This window comes from Muricauda sp. SCSIO 64092, from assembly GCF_023016285.1.
Taxonomy (GTDB): Bacteria; Bacteroidota; Bacteroidia; order Flavobacteriales; family Flavobacteriaceae; genus Croceivirga.
This window is the reverse complement of the sequence record NZ_CP095413.1, coordinates 2,330,528-2,346,630: the sequence shown is the minus strand read 5'-3', so window position 1 is coordinate 2,346,630 and position 16,103 is coordinate 2,330,528. Positions and strand designations below refer to the sequence as shown.

The 16,103-nt window shown below is 36.8% G+C and carries 14 protein-coding genes; all 14 read left to right on the top strand.

Translation table 11 applies throughout. From position 1 onward, the window contains the following. The first annotated feature begins 96 nt into the window (after positions 1-96). The 14 genes from L0P88_RS09865 (at position 97) to L0P88_RS09800 (ending at position 16,057) form a co-directional block, all read left to right on the top strand. Positions 97-1,782 (top strand): DUF6909 family protein, encoded by a 1,686-nt coding sequence (locus tag L0P88_RS09865; protein WP_247134418.1) that lies wholly within the window; start codon positions 97-99, stop codon positions 1,780-1,782. 3 nt (positions 1,783-1,785) lie between these two features. Next, complete coding sequence (locus tag L0P88_RS09860; RefSeq protein ID WP_247134417.1) at positions 1,786-2,829, top strand: hypothetical protein; 1,044 nt, start codon at positions 1,786-1,788, stop codon at positions 2,827-2,829. A 12-nt stretch (positions 2,830-2,841) separates the two neighbouring features. After that, positions 2,842-3,969, top strand: a complete 1,128-nt coding sequence (gene wecB / locus L0P88_RS09855) for a non-hydrolyzing UDP-N-acetylglucosamine 2-epimerase (RefSeq protein ID WP_247134416.1) — start codon at positions 2,842-2,844, stop codon at positions 3,967-3,969. After that, entirely contained in the window at positions 3,969-5,204 is a 1,236-nt protein-coding gene (wecC, locus tag L0P88_RS09850) for a UDP-N-acetyl-D-mannosamine dehydrogenase (RefSeq protein WP_247134415.1), read from the top strand. Before wecB ends, wecC begins: the two co-directional genes overlap by 1 nt. Before the next feature lie 9 nt (positions 5,205-5,213). Further along, positions 5,214-6,329 (top strand): GDP-mannose 4,6-dehydratase, encoded by a 1,116-nt coding sequence (gene gmd, locus L0P88_RS09845; protein ID WP_247134414.1) that lies wholly within the window; start codon positions 5,214-5,216, stop codon positions 6,327-6,329. 3 nt (positions 6,330-6,332) lie between these two features. Then, on the top strand, positions 6,333-7,253 hold the full coding sequence (locus tag L0P88_RS09840) for a GDP-L-fucose synthase family protein (protein ID WP_247134413.1): 921 nt from the start codon (positions 6,333-6,335) through the stop codon (positions 7,251-7,253). Beyond that, positions 7,250-8,410, top strand: coding sequence for a DegT/DnrJ/EryC1/StrS family aminotransferase (locus tag L0P88_RS09835; protein ID WP_247134412.1), 1,161 nt, complete (start codon positions 7,250-7,252; stop codon positions 8,408-8,410). The genes L0P88_RS09840 and L0P88_RS09835 overlap by 4 nt, the downstream gene beginning before the upstream one ends. Next, complete coding sequence (locus tag L0P88_RS09830; RefSeq protein WP_247134411.1) at positions 8,394-9,752, top strand: lipopolysaccharide biosynthesis protein; 1,359 nt, start codon at positions 8,394-8,396, stop codon at positions 9,750-9,752. The genes L0P88_RS09835 and L0P88_RS09830 overlap by 17 nt, the downstream gene beginning before the upstream one ends. A gap of 11 nt (positions 9,753-9,763) precedes the next feature. Then, positions 9,764-10,657, top strand: a complete 894-nt coding sequence (locus L0P88_RS09825) for a glycosyltransferase family 2 protein (RefSeq protein ID WP_247134410.1) — start codon at positions 9,764-9,766, stop codon at positions 10,655-10,657. Then, on the top strand, positions 10,654-11,874 hold the full coding sequence (locus tag L0P88_RS09820) for a hypothetical protein (protein ID WP_247134409.1): 1,221 nt from the start codon (positions 10,654-10,656) through the stop codon (positions 11,872-11,874). Before L0P88_RS09825 ends, L0P88_RS09820 begins: the two co-directional genes overlap by 4 nt. Next, positions 11,828-12,835 carry a hypothetical protein gene (locus tag L0P88_RS09815; RefSeq protein ID WP_247134408.1) on the top strand — a complete coding sequence of 336 codons (1,008 nt, stop codon included), beginning with the start codon at positions 11,828-11,830 and terminating at the stop codon, positions 12,833-12,835. The genes L0P88_RS09820 and L0P88_RS09815 overlap by 47 nt, the downstream gene beginning before the upstream one ends. A 178-nt stretch (positions 12,836-13,013) precedes the next feature. Next, complete coding sequence (locus tag L0P88_RS09810) at positions 13,014-14,207, top strand: O-antigen ligase family protein (protein WP_247134407.1); 1,194 nt, start codon at positions 13,014-13,016, stop codon at positions 14,205-14,207. A 133-nt stretch (positions 14,208-14,340) separates the two neighbouring features. After that, complete coding sequence (locus L0P88_RS09805; RefSeq protein ID WP_247134406.1) at positions 14,341-14,931, top strand: hypothetical protein; 591 nt, start codon at positions 14,341-14,343, stop codon at positions 14,929-14,931. Between the two features lie 85 nt (positions 14,932-15,016). Next, positions 15,017-16,057, top strand: a complete 1,041-nt coding sequence (locus tag L0P88_RS09800) for a glycosyltransferase (protein WP_247134405.1) — start codon at positions 15,017-15,019, stop codon at positions 16,055-16,057. Positions 16,058-16,103: the final 46 nt, after the last annotated feature.

Genomic DNA, 16,103 nt, shown 5'->3' with positions numbered 1-16,103 from the left:
AACTCAAGACGAGTTCTAGTTTAGCTTTTTTCCAAACAACTGGAGGATAGGGTTTAGTTCTGTCCAATTCATGTATTTTTGTGCGGAAATAATTACATGGACGCCAAAACAAAGGAAACAACAAGGGCTCAGGAATCCACAAACGCCATTGAACGTTTGTACGTGACCATGAGGCATTTGTTCAACCGGGGGTTTTACAAACCCTCCGGAGTCTCTGGGAATGCCCTTAAAAATGCACTTCTTGTCCTTAGGCCGGAAATATATGGCTCAGTGGCAGAGGAAAAGGGGGAGCTCAATGGATTGATTTATGTTTTGGAACGTTTACCCGATGGGATAGAGCAATGCCGCTTTATCAATTTAACGTCTGATGAGGGCTTCTCAAAATCACATTTAAAGCCGATTATTCCCCCAAAAAGAAGAAGGAACTGTTATCGGATCGACGAGGAACAGATGAACATTGAGATTACCAGGGGGCGATCGGATATTTATGATATTCTCACCCATCTTACCTTTCTCTTTATAGAATCGAACAAAATTTGTGAACGGGTCTTTTTTGAGGAAGATCAATCCACCGTTCGGGATTGGGATAAATTGGTTGCCTTTGTGCAAAGCAGGAAGAAAACCGAGCACGCCAGGGAAGTTGCCTTGATCCATGCCGCCAATATCCTGGGAAGGACTTTTGAGGAAGTTGTGGAAGTGCACAACAAGCTAAGTACGGAAAAGCAAAAAGACCGTTTTCTTGAAATTATCTATTGGCTGGGAAAACTGTCCATTGAAGAACAGACTACGGGAAATAAAAGGACCATTACGTTCAGTCCTTTGCTCAGGGAAAGTTTGGGGCACCATATCCATGGGGAGCGCTGGGCAATCACCGTTAAGGAAAAAATGCTCGAATTGGATTTGATCAACCGTCCCATACATATTATCAGCGCGAATATGCACAGCGTTATGAACACGCTTTTTGCCCGAAATGCACTAAAGGACGAGCTACCAAAAACAGCGCCCCTGGACATTTACAAAACCCTTAGTCTTAACAAAAAGGAGGCGCTTCAAGAAAAGGTTTTGAAGGTGGCAGTGGAAAATGGAATGGTCTATATTGATGATACCTCAGGGGCAAACATTGATGTACAGCTTTTCGATACGGCAAAGTTCAATGAAGCTGCTTGCTGTTATGCGTTTCCAAAAACAAAGGATAAGGTCGGCAAACCCCTTATATTTGTCATGGATTATGCATTTGGTGAACAAGCTTTTGAGACCATTGATGAGTTGTTGAAACCTTATGAGGTTGATGGAAAAAAACATTTTTTGGACGTCCATTCCATTTCCATAATGGGCAAAGCGGGAATTTTGGATGGCAAAAAAGGAGACTTGATGATTCCTTCAGCACATATTTTTGAAGGTACGGCGGACAATTACCCCTTTAAAAATGAGCTCTGTGCAGCTGATTTTGAAGGCTATGGATTACAAGTTTTTGAAGGCACTATGGTAACGGTTCTGGGAACCTCATTGCAAAATAAAGATATATTACGGTTTTTCTACGAATCCACTTGGAATGTCATAGGATTGGAGATGGAGGGTGTTCATTACCAAAAGGCCATCCAATCTGCCTCCAAGATTCGTAAAAGCATACGTAAGGATATTAAGGTCAGGTATGCGTATTATGCTTCGGACAACCCTTTGGAAACGGGCAGTACCCTGGCATCCGGAGGGTTGGGGACCGCAGGGGTAAAACCGACCTATTTAATAACAGATAAAATTTTGGAACAACTATTCAATTCATAGACAATGGCTGAGCAAACAAATAAAAACACTTCAGATGAAATTGATTTGGGACAACTTTTTCAATTGATTGGAAGAGGTTTTCAAAAACTGTTCAATTTCATTGGATTAATTTTCAGCGGAATTTTTCATGCTATAATTACTTTCCTTCTTTTTCTGCAAAAGAATTTTGTTGTCTTGGCGATTACCGTTATCGTTGGGGCTGTAGGAGGGTTCTTGGCCGATTCATATAAGACTCCGATGTATATTTCCAAAATGGTGGTGGAGCCTAACTTTAACAGTGTGCAACAATTATATAACAACATTGATTTTTACAATGATTTGGCCATGGCTAGGGACTCATTGACACTATCAAGGGCATTGGAAATTTCCGTTAGTGAGGCCACGACTATAAAGAAAGTTTTTGTGGACTCCTATTCCGATGAAAATCAAAAAATCAAACTTTTTGATGAATTCATTCGAGAGTTGGACACCACAACGGTAAAAGCATTGGACTATCAGAGGTATTTGGAGAACTTTAACTCCATGGATGCTAGGTTTCATCAAATATCAATAGTGAGTACTGACAATTCCATAGCTAAAAAAATACAAGACGCCATTGTTGGTTCAATTTCAGCCAACGATTACTTTAAGCTACAGAAGGAAATCAATGATGAGAATTTGGATTTACAGGAGAAGATTTATAACCAACAACTCTCTGAGATAGATTCGTTACAGCAATTGTACAAAAGGGTACTGGAAAAAGAAGCGGACAAACCAATGCAAGGAACCAATATTAATTTAGCAGAGAATGGCGAAGCCCAGAATAAGGAGCTGGCGCTGGTTCAAGAGCGCGACATTTTAAAAAACAGATTGGTATCATTGAATCTCGAAAGGGCGAACAAGTCTGCAATTTTGAATGTCATCAGTGATTTTCCAACAAGAGGGGTAAGGATTAAGGGGATTTGGAGGAGCTACAGATTTGTTTTACCAATACTTTTCCTAGGGATAGTATTATTTGTTCTTTTACTCGTTCAATTGAACACTTTTTTAAAAAAGCATTCTATATAAAACGGGGCAAAAATGATCAAAAACCTCATTGTATTCGGGACACGGCCAGAAGCCATTAAGATGGCTCCTTTAGTCAAAGAATTTGAAAAATACCCAAAGAAATTTGAAACTAAAGTTTGTGTTACGGCGCAACATAGGGAAATGTTAGATCAGGTGCTATCCTTTTTTGAAATAGCCCCTGATTTTGATTTAAACCTAATGAGACCAAACCAGAATTTATATACCCTTACGGCTGACATTGTTACCCAGCTCAAACCCGTACTTGAGGAATATAGGCCAAATTATGTATATGTGCATGGGGATACTACAACAACAATGGCTTCAAGTTTGGCCGCCTTTTATTTTGGCGCTAAGATTTGTCATGTTGAAGCGGGGTTAAGAACCTTTAATCTGCGATCTCCATTTCCAGAAGAAATGAATAGAAACGTTACCAGTGTGATTTCTGATTTTCACTTTGCCCCGACAAAAACGTCCAAAAAAAACTTACTTAATGAAAACCAGAATGGAGAAACCATCCTGGTCACAGGCAATACGGTCATTGACGCTTTAAAATACAGTGTTGAAAAAGTGACCTCCAGCGATTTTCACGATTCCGAAGTAGAGCAATTGAGGGAAACCTTGGATACACAAAAAAGGATAGTATTGGTCACTGGACATAGAAGGGAAAACCACGGGCAGGGATTCATCAATATTTGTGAAGCTTTGAAACAATTGGCCATGGCCTATTCAAATATTCAAATTGTTTACCCTGTCCACCTGAACCCGAACGTACAAAGACCGGTTCATGATATTTTGGGAAATGTCGAAAACATCAAATTGATTGATCCTCTTTCGTACCCAGCCTTCGTCTGGTTAATGAACAAGTCTTATATGATAGTTACAGATAGTGGGGGTGTTCAAGAGGAAGCCCCTAGTTTGGGCAAGCCGGTTTTAGTAATGAGAAACACCACGGAAAGACCAGAAGCGGTTGATGCAGGGACTGTTGTTCTAGTAGGGACGGATACAAACCGGATTATTTCTGAATCAAGAAAGCTTTTGGAGAACAAGGAAGCTTATTCAAGCATGAGCAAACTCCATAACCCTTACGGAGATGGCAGGGCCTGTGAAAAAATTTTGAACTATATATCTAAAATAATATAATGGGAAAAAGTCCGGAAGTAGTCATGTTGGGGCTAGGTTATATTGGCCTTCCTACGGCCGCATTAATAGCCAAGAATGGAATCAGAGTCCATGGTGTGGATATTAACCCCCAAGTTGTTGACACCATAAATGCTGGAAAAATACATATCGTTGAACCCGAACTGGACGAAGCGGTTGAAACAGCTGTTAAGGAAGGTTTTCTGGTGGCGGGTATTTCCCCAGTGGATGCCAACAACTATCTGATTGTGGTACCCACTCCGTTTAAAGATAAGAACGAACCTGACATCTCTTTTGTTCAAGCAGCTACAGAAGCCATTGTCCCCTTATTGAAGGAGGGGGATTTGTACATCATTGAATCCACCTCTCCGATTGGAACTACTGAAAAAATGATGGATTTGATTTATGGAATCAGGCCGGAACTCAAAGGGAAATTGCATATTGCCTATTGTCCGGAACGTGTATTGCCCGGGAACGTTATGTTTGAATTGGTGAACAATGACAGGGTTATTGGCGGAGTTGACGAAAAATCGACCAATAAAGCGATTGAATTCTATAAACGCTTTATTAAGGGAGAATTACATAAAACCAACGCCCGTACTGCGGAAATGTGTAAGCTTGTTGAAAATTCCTCAAGAGATGTACAAATTGCTTTTGCAAATGAGCTGTCCCTGATTTGTGATAAGGCAGATATCAATGTTTGGGAACTAATTGAACTGGCAAACAAACATCCACGGGTTAACATATTGCAACCAGGCTGTGGCGTAGGAGGACATTGTATTGCCGTTGACCCATATTTTATTGTGTCAGATTACCCTATGGAGTCTCAACTGATAGGTAAGGCAAGAGAGATAAACAACTACAAATCTTTTTGGTGTGCAGAAAAAATAAAAACGGCTGGACTGGAATTTCAATTAACCAATGGAAGAAAACCCAGAATTGCCCTAATGGGATTAGCTTTTAAACCTAACATTGATGATTTAAGGGAATCTCCAGCCAAGTATATTGTACAAAAAGTACTTCAAAATGCCAATGATGAAGAGTACTATATAGTTGAACCAAATATTAAGACACATAAAGTTTTTAAGCTTACGAACCAGAAAGAGGCTGCAAAAAATGCTGATATCATAGCGTTTTTGGTGGGACATAAAGAGTTTAAAACATTAGAACTCTCTGCCGACAAAATGGTGTTGGATTTTTGTGGGATAAGAAATGAACAATTCCTTAAAGAAAAATAAAAACAGTTCATGAAAAAAAAGGCGTTGATAACAGGTATTACAGGACAGGACGGAGCATATTTGAGTGAATTTCTACTTAAAAAAGGCTATGAAGTACATGGTATAAAAAGAAGATCTTCATTGTTTAACACCCAAAGAATAGATCATATTTATGAAGACCCCCATATTGAACGTCAAAAATATTTTTTGCATTATGGGGACATGACCGACAGTACAAACCTTATTAGGCTCATACAACAAATCCAACCTGATGAAATTTACAATTTGGCTGCCATGAGTCACGTTCATGTTTCATTTGCAATTCCTGAATACACGGCTAATACAGATGCATTGGGTACTTTGAGAATTTTGGATGCTGTTCGTTTATTGTCCCTTGAAAAGAAAACCAAAATCTATCAAGCTTCGACCTCAGAACTTTATGGAAAAGTACAAGAGGTGCCACAGTCTGAAACCACCCCTTTTTATCCCAGAAGTCCTTATGCCGTTGCCAAAATGTACGCTTATTGGATTACCATCAATTATAGGGAAGCGTATAATATGTTCGCTTGCAATGGCATTCTTTTCAATCATGAATCGCCTATAAGAGGCGAGACGTTCGTTACCAGAAAGATTACTCGCGCAACGTCTAGAATAGCTTTGGGACTACAAGATAAATTCTATTTGGGCAATTTAGATGCGCAGCGTGATTGGGGTCATGCAAAAGACTATGTCCGAATGATGTGGATGATTTTACAGGCCGATGAACCAGAAGATTGGGTGATTGCCACCGGCACCACTACCCCAGTCAGGGAATTTGTTCGTCTCAGTTTTGCTGAGGTTGGCATTGAATTGGAATTCAAAGGTAAAGGAGTGGATGAAAAAGGGTACGTGAAGGCGTGTAACCATCCAGACTACCAACTCCCAATTGGAAAAGAGGTACTCAATGTAGACCCTAGATATTTCAGGCCTACAGAGGTTGATTTATTGATCGGAGACGCTTCAAAGGCCAAAAACAAACTGGGATGGGTGCCAGAATATGATATTAACATGTTGGTTAAGGATATGATGGCGAGTGACCTCAAAGTAATGCAAAAACAGCAATACCTTCAAAAAGGGGGATATCGGGTTAAGAACTATTATGAATAATAAATGAAGATTCTCTTAACGGGCTCAACAGGAATGGTGGGCAGCAACATTCTCGAACATCCTTTTACCCGGAATCACAAATTGTTACATCCAAGAAGTACAGCATTGGATTTGCGCGATTATGAGATGACCAAAGCGTATATAAAAAAAGAGGAACCTGATTTGATTATTCATGCGGCAGGACTGGTAGGAGGCATACAAGCAAACATAAATAATCCAATTGGGTTTATGATAGACAACCTAGATATGGGAAGAAACGTTGTTTTGGCAGCAAAGGAAAGCGGAGTCCAAAAGTTCCTGAACATAGCAAGTTCATGTATGTATCCAAAAGAGGGTGAAAACCCATTAAAAGAGGAAACTATCTTGACTGGACCTCTAGAACCTACGAATGAAGGCTACGCTTTCGCCAAGATTATGGTGACCAAACTATGCCAATACATAAGTGAAACTTCAAAAGACTTAAGATACAAGACAATCATCCCTTGCAACCTCTACGGCCGACACGATAAATTTTCTTTGGAGTTTTCACACATGATTCCTGCAGTGATTCGAAAAATACATGAAGCTAAAGAGAAAGAAGCAAATGAAGTTGTTATTTGGGGGGATGGTCAATCGAGAAGGGAGTTTATGTACGCTGCAGATTTGGCAGATTTTATAGGGTATGCCATAAACAACTTTAAAAAAATGCCTCAAAACATCAATGTAGGTATCGGCCGTGATTGGACAATTGAAGAATATTACCGCATTATTGCAAAGGTGATTGGATATGAAGGACGCTTTACCCATGATTTGACTAAACCGTCGGGCATGAGGCAAAAATTAGTTGATGATTCTAAACTAAGAAAGTTCGGCTGGGCACCATCAACCAGTATAGAAATAGGCATAAAAAAAACATATGAATATTTTAAAAAAACTATAAAATGATTAAGTACAGTTTGGCTTCCTCAACATGGGATGACAAAGAATTGAGGGCTATTCAATCCGTTATTGATAGTGACATGTATACCATGTCAAAAGGTGTTAGCGGTTTTGAGACCCAATTTGCCGAATATGTTGGCTCAAAGTATTCAGTTATGGTGAATTCTGGTTCATCTGCCAATCTCTTGGCTGTGGCTGCCCTATTTTATACGAAGCAACCCAAACTTAAAAAGGGAGATGAGGTCATTGTACCAGCCGTTTCTTGGTCGACCACCTACTATCCCTTATACCAATATGGATTGAAACTTAAGTTTGTTGATATCGATTTAGAAACACTGAATTTCGATCTTGATGCTTTGGAGCAAGCTGTCAACTCCAAGACAAAAATGATTATGGCCGTTAATTTGTTGGGCAATCCCAACAACTTTGATTGCATTGCTGACATCATCGGAGACCGGCGGATACTTTTGGTTGAAGATAACTGCGAATCGATGGGGGCACAGTTCAAGGGAAAGCAAACAGGCACCTTTGGGGTGATGGGCACTTTTTCTACTTTTTTTTCACACCACATGTCCACTATGGAAGGGGGCCTTATCGTTACGGATGACGAAGAATTGTATCATGTTTTGCTATCGATTCGTGCTCATGGATGGACTCGAAATTTGCCGGACGAAAACAAAATTTCAAACAAAGGCAAAGATTGGTTTTCGGAGTCATTTAGATTCCTTTTGCCAGGCTATAATGTAAGACCTCTAGAAATGAGCGGTGCCATAGGCCAGGAACAATTGAAAAAACTCCCTAGCTTTTTGCAGCAAAGACGGAGGAATGCAGAATATTTTGTGTCATTGTTCAAAAATCATGAGCATTTCCTTATTCAAAAGGACCAAGACAACAGTAGTTGGTTTGGGTTCAGTTTGATTATCAAACCAGGTTCAGACCTCAAACGTGCAGAAGTGGTTGACCAACTTCGCGAAAAACATATTGAATGCCGACCAATCGTAACAGGTAATTTTACAAAAAATGAGGTGCTCAAATATTTCAAGTATGAAATATTCGGCGACTTGAAAAATGCAAGGCACCTAGACGACCATGGGCTATTCGTAGGCAATCATCAAGTACCCTTGAACAAGGAAATTGAATATCTTTATGAAGTTCTTGGGTAATGAACTTGACAAATTACAATGGCGTAGCCTGAACTTCATAAAACAAGTTAAGGTTTCATTCCTTTTTAAGTTTTTTTCCATTCTTATTTCCTTTCTTCTTGTTAGGTTCTTGTTAAAGTACCTGGATATTGCCGATTACGGACTTTGGTCTGTCATACTCTCTTTTTTACATTGGATTGTCTTTTTTGACTTGGGTATTGCCAATGGGGTAAAAAACAAGCTGGCGGAAAGCTTGAGCGAAGAAAACTGGGACGACGCGCGTGCCTATATCTCTTCGGGATATATTGCGCTTTTTTTCTTTGCCTCTATGGTATATTTAGTTGTATTGGCCTTTTCTGGCTTGATTGACTGGCAACGACTGTTCAATGTCTATGACTATAACAATTCTTTTTTGGCAAAATTGGTGTTGATTATCCTTTTTTTTACGCTTTCAAATTTTGTGCTGTCACTAATCAATGCTGTGTTCAATGCGGTGCAACGGGCCTCTTTAGCAGTAGTAAACCAATTCTTGACACAATTACTTTCCTTAGTTGTGGTGCTTTTATTAATCACTTTAAGCACCTCAAACCTTCATTTGTTGGCCTTGGGGTATGGCCTATCCATGTTTATAAGTAATTTGGCCCTAACGATTTGGTATTTTTCAAAAAATAAAAACTTAGTCCCAAGACTCAAGTACTATGATAAGCAAAAACTGTCGCCCATCATAGTACTAGGTCTTCGATTTTTTCTATTACAGGTAACCATGATGGTTATCTTGACCACCGATAGGTTCATTTTACTTCAATTAACTGATAGAAGTGAAGTTGCCCGATATGACGTAGTGTACCGTTACTTCAATGTTGTAATGATTTTCCACACCTTGATCAATGCCCCATTGTGGTCCATGTATACCGAGGCCTATCAAAAAAAGGACCATAAATGGATTGAAAAGACCATGAAAAACTTACTGATACTTTGTGGTGGGTATCTAGGGGGCTTGACAGCGTTGATTCTTATGGGCGATGTTGTAATTGATTTTTGGATAGATAATGATTCGCTCGATTTATTAACCTCTAACTATATTTTTATGGCCGTGCTGATTTTTTTCAGTATAATACATTCAATCTTGGCCTACTTCACCAATGGGATAGGGAAAACCAATATGCAACTTTATACCTCGATTATCGGAGCTCTGATTAATATTCCTTTATCGATATACTTTGTTAACGAATTGAACCTAGGCTTGAATGGAGTGGTTTTGGCAACGATTATTAGCCTTTTCCTTTTCTGTGCCCTGGGACCATTTCAAGTTATTAAGGAAATCAAGTGGCTCAGGAACGAATCAGGAATGGCAACTAACTGAAATTGAAGATAATGGGGCTTGCAATCTTAATACCAGTCTACAACCAGATTTTTTATACCAAACAGTGTATCAAAAACCTCAAAAAGGCCTTGGTGCATTACCATACTATTATCGATACTCGAATGAACTCGGAGATAATTGTCATTGATGATGGATCGACCGACGGCACATCTGAATGGCTTGCGGAAAATCACCACGATGTCACCGTTTTGAAGGGGGATGGTAACTTGTTTTGGTCAGCGGCAATCAACATGGGTATTGAACATATGCTCAAAGCATCGGAACACTCCCATATTTTGTTTTGGAACAAAGACTTGTATATAGAGAGCGACTACTTTGTGACGCTACACCGTATTCTTCAAACCACCAACGACAGGACTATTTTGACCTCAAAAATGTACCGTAAGAACACTCCTGACCTGATTTTCTCCTTTGGAGGCACCTACAATCCCAAAACGGATAAAAAGGTGAACATTGGCACCGGAAAAAAGGATGGCCCCAAATTTGAGAAGATTACCAAAGTGGATTGGTGCGGGGGCATGGCGGTTATTATGCCGGTCGCCATGTTCGGAGAAATTGGCTTGTGCGATGCAAAAAGCTTTCCGCAGTATGATGGAGATACCGACCTTTTCTTGAGGGCTAAGGACGCGGGCTATGACCTTCACGTATATCCGGATTTGAAAGCTTGGAATCTTCATGAAAACACGGGAAAAAAAGATGTTTACTCGTTCAAAAATTATTTGTGGTATTTAAATGATATAAGATCCTTTAAAAACTTAAGAATAAGTTTTCGGTTCTTGAAAAAACATTCTATCGGTTTTTTTCCCTATTTTTTTTTCGTTGTGAGATATGTGAAATTTAGCCTCAAATATTTTACAAAAACTTTGTTGTCTTATACTAAATGAAAAAAAAACAAATGCTGTTTGATTTTGAAATGATTTTAATATCATTCAGCATCGCTATTTTCACCTTGGGCTATACTTATTTCAGTTTTTTTATAGCTGGTTATTGCGCTTTAAAATTGAAAAGTCTAAAATACCCTGCTATTCTTGTGATATTGTTTTCTTTTGTCTTTACATCGGGTACTCTTATTTCCTTTTGGAATATTTTAATATCAAAATATGACTCCATCTATACTTCGGACATCTTATATAGAATTCGATTTTTTTGGATTCGAATTTTCTTTTCGATAGGAATACTAATATATGTATGTAGATTATCTTATCAGCAAATTTTGAGGTTTGTCTACTATATCTCTGTACCGCTAACCATTGCAGGTCTTTTTCAATTTTTAGAAGCTCCTTTCGAGAGGGTAACAATGCTTGCATCAGAGCACAGTGCTGCAGGCATGTACTATGTTTTTATGCTACCATTATTATTGGAATATTATAAGATTAGTAAGAAATCTAGATTTTGGATTATCCTTTTTATAATACTAGGACTATTTATAAGGTCTAAAGCTCAAATCTTAGTTTTACCTTTAATGTTGCTTTATTTTGTTTTTAAGTCCGAAAACAAAAAATTAAAAAGAACAGTAATGGGTATTGTCCTTGTTGGGATTGTATCGCTACCTTTTATTTTACGGATACCACAACTTAATAGCATTAATCATTTCATTACGGTATTACGTGAATATGGTATTGGGGGATTAACGGAGAAAAACCAAATATGGACATCTTTTACCTTGCGCTTTAGTTCTTTTCTTACAGCTGTCCAGTTGTTTGGCGAGAATTTGCTTGGAACTGGATTTGGGGCATTTCATCCAGAATACATCTTAAAAATGACCTCAAATAGTGTACAAGCCCAAATGACAGGAATTGAAATTACTGGAACATTGAAAAATGAATTGTATGCAACACCAAAAGCCATTTTTTTTGAGTATTTGGTTAGTTGTGGATTGTTTTTTTTAGTGCCAATTATTTTTCTAATCATAAGGTTTTATAAAAGTCCTGTTTCTAATTTGATCAAAGCCTCAATGTATAGTCTCATCATAATCTCGTTGATGGTAGAGCTGTCCCCCTTTTTAACTTTTTTAGCGATAAATATGATGCTACTATATAAATCAACAAAAAAAAATGGAAAACATAATATTCTACACCAGGGACAAACAAGAATTGAATGAAGCAACTTTTTTATATGTTACTATCATTAACGAATCACTGAATACCAATCGTAATTTACCTATTACAAATAAACTATCGGATATTAGTAGGGGCCATGTTGTCATTACCATTACAAGTGTTGATTTTCTTAGGGTTAAATTAAGATATCCTTTCCTAAAGTGTATGAATTGGTTTCAGGGAGTAGCGCCCGAAGAATCACTAATGAAGCACAAACAAAAGTACAAATTTTATCTCCTGTCCCTGGTTGAGCATTTGACTTTAAAGTTCTCACATTTTAATTTTTTTGTGTCACAAAAAATGTATAAGCATTATAAGAAGAAGTATAATTATAGAGGAAACAATTTTTATGTAATGCCTTGTTTTAATTTGGAAATCTCAAAAGGGATTCTTAAAAAAAAGAAGAATAAAACTATAGTGTATGCAGGTTCTATCGCCCCTTGGCAAAAAGTAGAATTTATTGTAAAAACTTTTGGGGTTCTTAAAAAAATGGATAATCAATTTAAACTAGTTCTTTTGACCAAAGAGCGTAGTAAAGCCATGAAAATACTTGTTGAAAACAATCTTCAAGACGTTGTCGAATGTAAATGTGTAGGTGTCTCTGAGTTACAAAAGGAATTGTTAAATTACAAGTACGGTTTCTTACTTCGGGACAACCACATTGTAAATAATGTTGCTTCTCCTACCAAAATGAACTCATACATGGCCAGTGGATTAATCCCTATTTATAGCGAAACCATTGGGGATTTTTCAGAAAGGTTCAATAAAATGAAATATTGCATACCAATTAAAGAATCTTATGATGAGCACAAGATAGCTTCCTTAATATGTGAGTTTGACAGAGAAAATATTGATAATTCAAATTTATATAAGGAATTTCAATCTTTTTTTAAGGAATACTACAACAGGTCCTATTATGCTTCTGCCATAAAAAACATATTTGAGATAAAAAATAAGAGATGAAAAAAAGACGAGAAATATTATGGCTTGGAGACAACATAATTCGTTTGGTCATATCTTTCCAGTATTTTAAAACAAGTGAAAACAGTTTTTACTCTACACATCAACGGCAAATGGTTGAGGACTTAAATAATATCTTATCTGGGCAATCGGCGCAATAACATATTTTTAAAAACACGAAATGAGATCTACGATAAAGAATAGTGACTCAAATAGACTATATATATTAAGTATTTCTCTTCTGGCCTTTTCAATTCCCTATGAAAACAGATATAGTAATATTGCTTTGATTTTGTCGATAGCTACAAGCCTTTTCTTAATTAAAAAAGAGTCAATCAAAAGGGTTACTTCTGATTATGCATGGATATTATTGTCCATGAACATTTTGATTTTTTTAACAGGAATCTTTCTTGTTGAGAAAAGTTCAATCGACAATCATTTTGGTAAAATGGGAAAATACTTGTTACTACTACTAGTACCATTAATATTACATAAAACCCGAAATGCAAAAAATCAACAGATTGTATTATTTGGTTTTTGTTCCGGTGTTATCATTGGTTTGTTGATATGTTGGTTTCAATTATTGTTTTTTGAACCTTCGGACGCTGCGATTAGTTACTCATTGTTTACCCAACCTATTGGTGGTATTCATCCCGTATATTTGGCTCAATTCGTCGTAATGGCGTTTTTTATACTTTTCGAGGCCTTCCTGAGAAATGATAAATTGTTGTATAAGATAACAATAGTTATTTTTCAAATTTTCTTGATAACCTCTTTGATTTTTTTGCAATCAAGAACCCCTATTGTGGCTTTTATGATATGTTTGATACTTTATGTTTTCATCAAGGTCTTCAGACAAAAAATAAAAAAACAACTTGGCTATGTAGCATTTATTTTAGCTTTTAGCTCACTTTTTTTTTTAACAGCGGATACTAATAGTTATTTAATAATTAAAGATAGGCTGTTTAATAATTTTACAGATGGGCTATCATTAAGGTTTCATTCTTGGAGTTGTGCATGGCGGATTTTTTTGGAAAACCCAAAGGTCTTTGGGATAGGTTTCAGCAATACCCAATTATTTTTGGATGAGTGCTATAAAAACCATTATTTGGCCCGACCTTATTTTGAACATTATAATGCCCATAATCAATATTTACAGATATTAATAGCATCGGGTATTTTGGGTATTTTGTCATGGCTAAGTATGATAGGGTTTGGGTTCTATAGGGCAATATCAAATAATAATGTTTTAAGCCTAATTTTTTTGACCCTGTTTAGTATTTGTTGTCTTACTGAGGTGTATTTAGCTAGAATTTGGGGAGTATTGTTTTATGCCCTATTTTATTCATTATTGGTTATTGAAAACAAAAAATGAAGACTCGCCCTTTTTGAAATCTTGATTATAACACAATAAATAAAGAGTGATTTCTCCCCAAGCAATTTTGTTCCAGATAATGGGGAGTATTACATTTGGTGCAATTATTGAATCGATATTTAAATCTTTTTAAATGAGATTTTTTTTAACAAAAACAACTCTTATATTATTTGTTTTGTCGTGTGGCGAGGACAAAAAATCAACGATTGAGACAAACATACATACTGGCACCACCTCAATCAATCTTCTTGAGTATACTGAGGATTTTTCCGACATGGTATGGACTAGAGAAGATGTGATAGTTGAGGATAATTGTGTCGAGTCCCCAGAAATAAGGCCATCGGCAGACCTAATAGATTTGACCAAAAATAAGAAATCAAGGATATATCAAATGATACCAGAACTTGATCAAGGATATTACGTTTTTTCCATATACATTAAAGCTATAAGGGGGCAAGAAGGAACATTTCCCATAACTGCTTTTTCAAAAGGGAAAAATGGGGAATACAATAATAAATTGGTTAAAATTAACAGTCAGGTATGGACAAGGGCAATTGTAAGAGTAAGTCAAGATAGTATGGGTGATATCGTAGTTTATCCAGGAAATGGAATGGTTAAAGGTGCAACACTCAAAAAGGCCTACATATGGGGGGCACAACTGGAAAGGCTAGATAGCTTAACTGAGAACCCTAAACCTTATTCGGGGAGAAATATCATAGAATAGTAAAAGATTTGGATGATACTTTTCAAACCAACAGCACCCACGAGATTGCCAATTATGAAGTCGCAGACTTCTGGTTTTTAGATAAATGAAACGGAAATTTTTAATTCTTGGAGCTATCCCAATCGAGAATAAGCCTAAAACTTATGGGGGCACAACGATACTTATGAAATCCTTAATAGATTTCATTAAAAATCATAATGTAGATTATTTGTTCATACAACTTAATAGATACTCAGGAAGCCTCTCGCTTTTTAGAAATTATTTTTATTCTATTTACTGTTTTTTAATCAATATTGACAGTAGTGCATTGGTCATGTTGAACGTTTCCAGAAACGGAGCTTTTTTTCTGAGCCCCATGATTTATATATTAGCCAAATTATTTTCAAAAAAAGTTGTATTCAGGATTTTTGGGGGCAATTTTGAGTATTTGTACTTAAATAAGTTCTCTTCTTTAAGGATTATTGCAAAAACGACATTTCTTAAATCTGATTTATTGATAGTAGAAACAAAACAGAATATTCAATTTCTTAAATCTATTGGTTTTCATAAACTTTTTTGGCTTCCCAATGTACGGAGTAAACAAAATCAAGTACTTTTAAAAAGGGAACTTTCTTATCGCCAAAAGTTTGTATTTATTGGTCATGTTAAAAAGACAAAAGGAATTTTCGAAATTGCCAAGGCTTCGACAGGGCTTCCACAATCATTTAAAATAGATATCTACGGCCCAATAATGGACAACCTTGATATTAATACAGTAGAAAATTCAATCATTAAGTATAAAGGAATCCTGTCTCCTGATGAAATCATAACAACCTTGGCACAATATGATGTTGTTTTATTGCCAAGTTATCATGATGGAGAAGGTCATCCAGGGGTACTTATAGAGGCAATGTCTATTGGCTTACCGGCAATATCAACATATTGGAATGCTATTCCAGAAGTAATTGAAGACGGATACAACGGTTTTTTAGTGCCGATTAAAAACTCTAAAAAGCTTTTAAAAGCCATGTTAAGATTTAATGACGAGAATTATAGAATTCTTTCTGAGAATGCAGTAAAAAGATTTGAATCTTTCGATGACAAAGTTATTTATAATAGGTTGTTGGCACAGTTGAATTCTCTCTGATGTTTTTGGCTTAGTACTTTATTGTCCAGTATAATAGAATTAGTTA

Coding starts and splice junctions, on each gene's coding strand:
- L0P88_RS09865 (WP_247134418.1), top strand. CDS start 97: ATGGACGCCAAAACAAAGGAAACAACAAGGGCTCAGGAATCCACAAAC.
- L0P88_RS09860 (WP_247134417.1), top strand. CDS start 1,786: ATGGCTGAGCAAACAAATAAAAACACTTCAGATGAAATTGATTTGGGA.
- wecB (WP_247134416.1), top strand. CDS start 2,842: ATGATCAAAAACCTCATTGTATTCGGGACACGGCCAGAAGCCATTAAG.
- wecC (WP_247134415.1), top strand. CDS start 3,969: ATGGGAAAAAGTCCGGAAGTAGTCATGTTGGGGCTAGGTTATATTGGC.
- gmd (WP_247134414.1), top strand. CDS start 5,214: ATGAAAAAAAAGGCGTTGATAACAGGTATTACAGGACAGGACGGAGCA.
- L0P88_RS09840 (WP_247134413.1), top strand. CDS start 6,333: ATGAAGATTCTCTTAACGGGCTCAACAGGAATGGTGGGCAGCAACATT.
- L0P88_RS09835 (WP_247134412.1), top strand. CDS start 7,250: ATGATTAAGTACAGTTTGGCTTCCTCAACATGGGATGACAAAGAATTG.
- L0P88_RS09830 (WP_247134411.1), top strand. CDS start 8,394: ATGAAGTTCTTGGGTAATGAACTTGACAAATTACAATGGCGTAGCCTG.
- L0P88_RS09825 (WP_247134410.1), top strand. CDS start 9,764: ATGGGGCTTGCAATCTTAATACCAGTCTACAACCAGATTTTTTATACC.
- L0P88_RS09820 (WP_247134409.1), top strand. CDS start 10,654: ATGAAAAAAAAACAAATGCTGTTTGATTTTGAAATGATTTTAATATCA.
- L0P88_RS09815 (WP_247134408.1), top strand. CDS start 11,828: ATGGAAAACATAATATTCTACACCAGGGACAAACAAGAATTGAATGAA.
- L0P88_RS09810 (WP_247134407.1), top strand. CDS start 13,014: ATGAGATCTACGATAAAGAATAGTGACTCAAATAGACTATATATATTA.
- L0P88_RS09805 (WP_247134406.1), top strand. CDS start 14,341: ATGAGATTTTTTTTAACAAAAACAACTCTTATATTATTTGTTTTGTCG.
- L0P88_RS09800 (WP_247134405.1), top strand. CDS start 15,017: ATGAAACGGAAATTTTTAATTCTTGGAGCTATCCCAATCGAGAATAAG.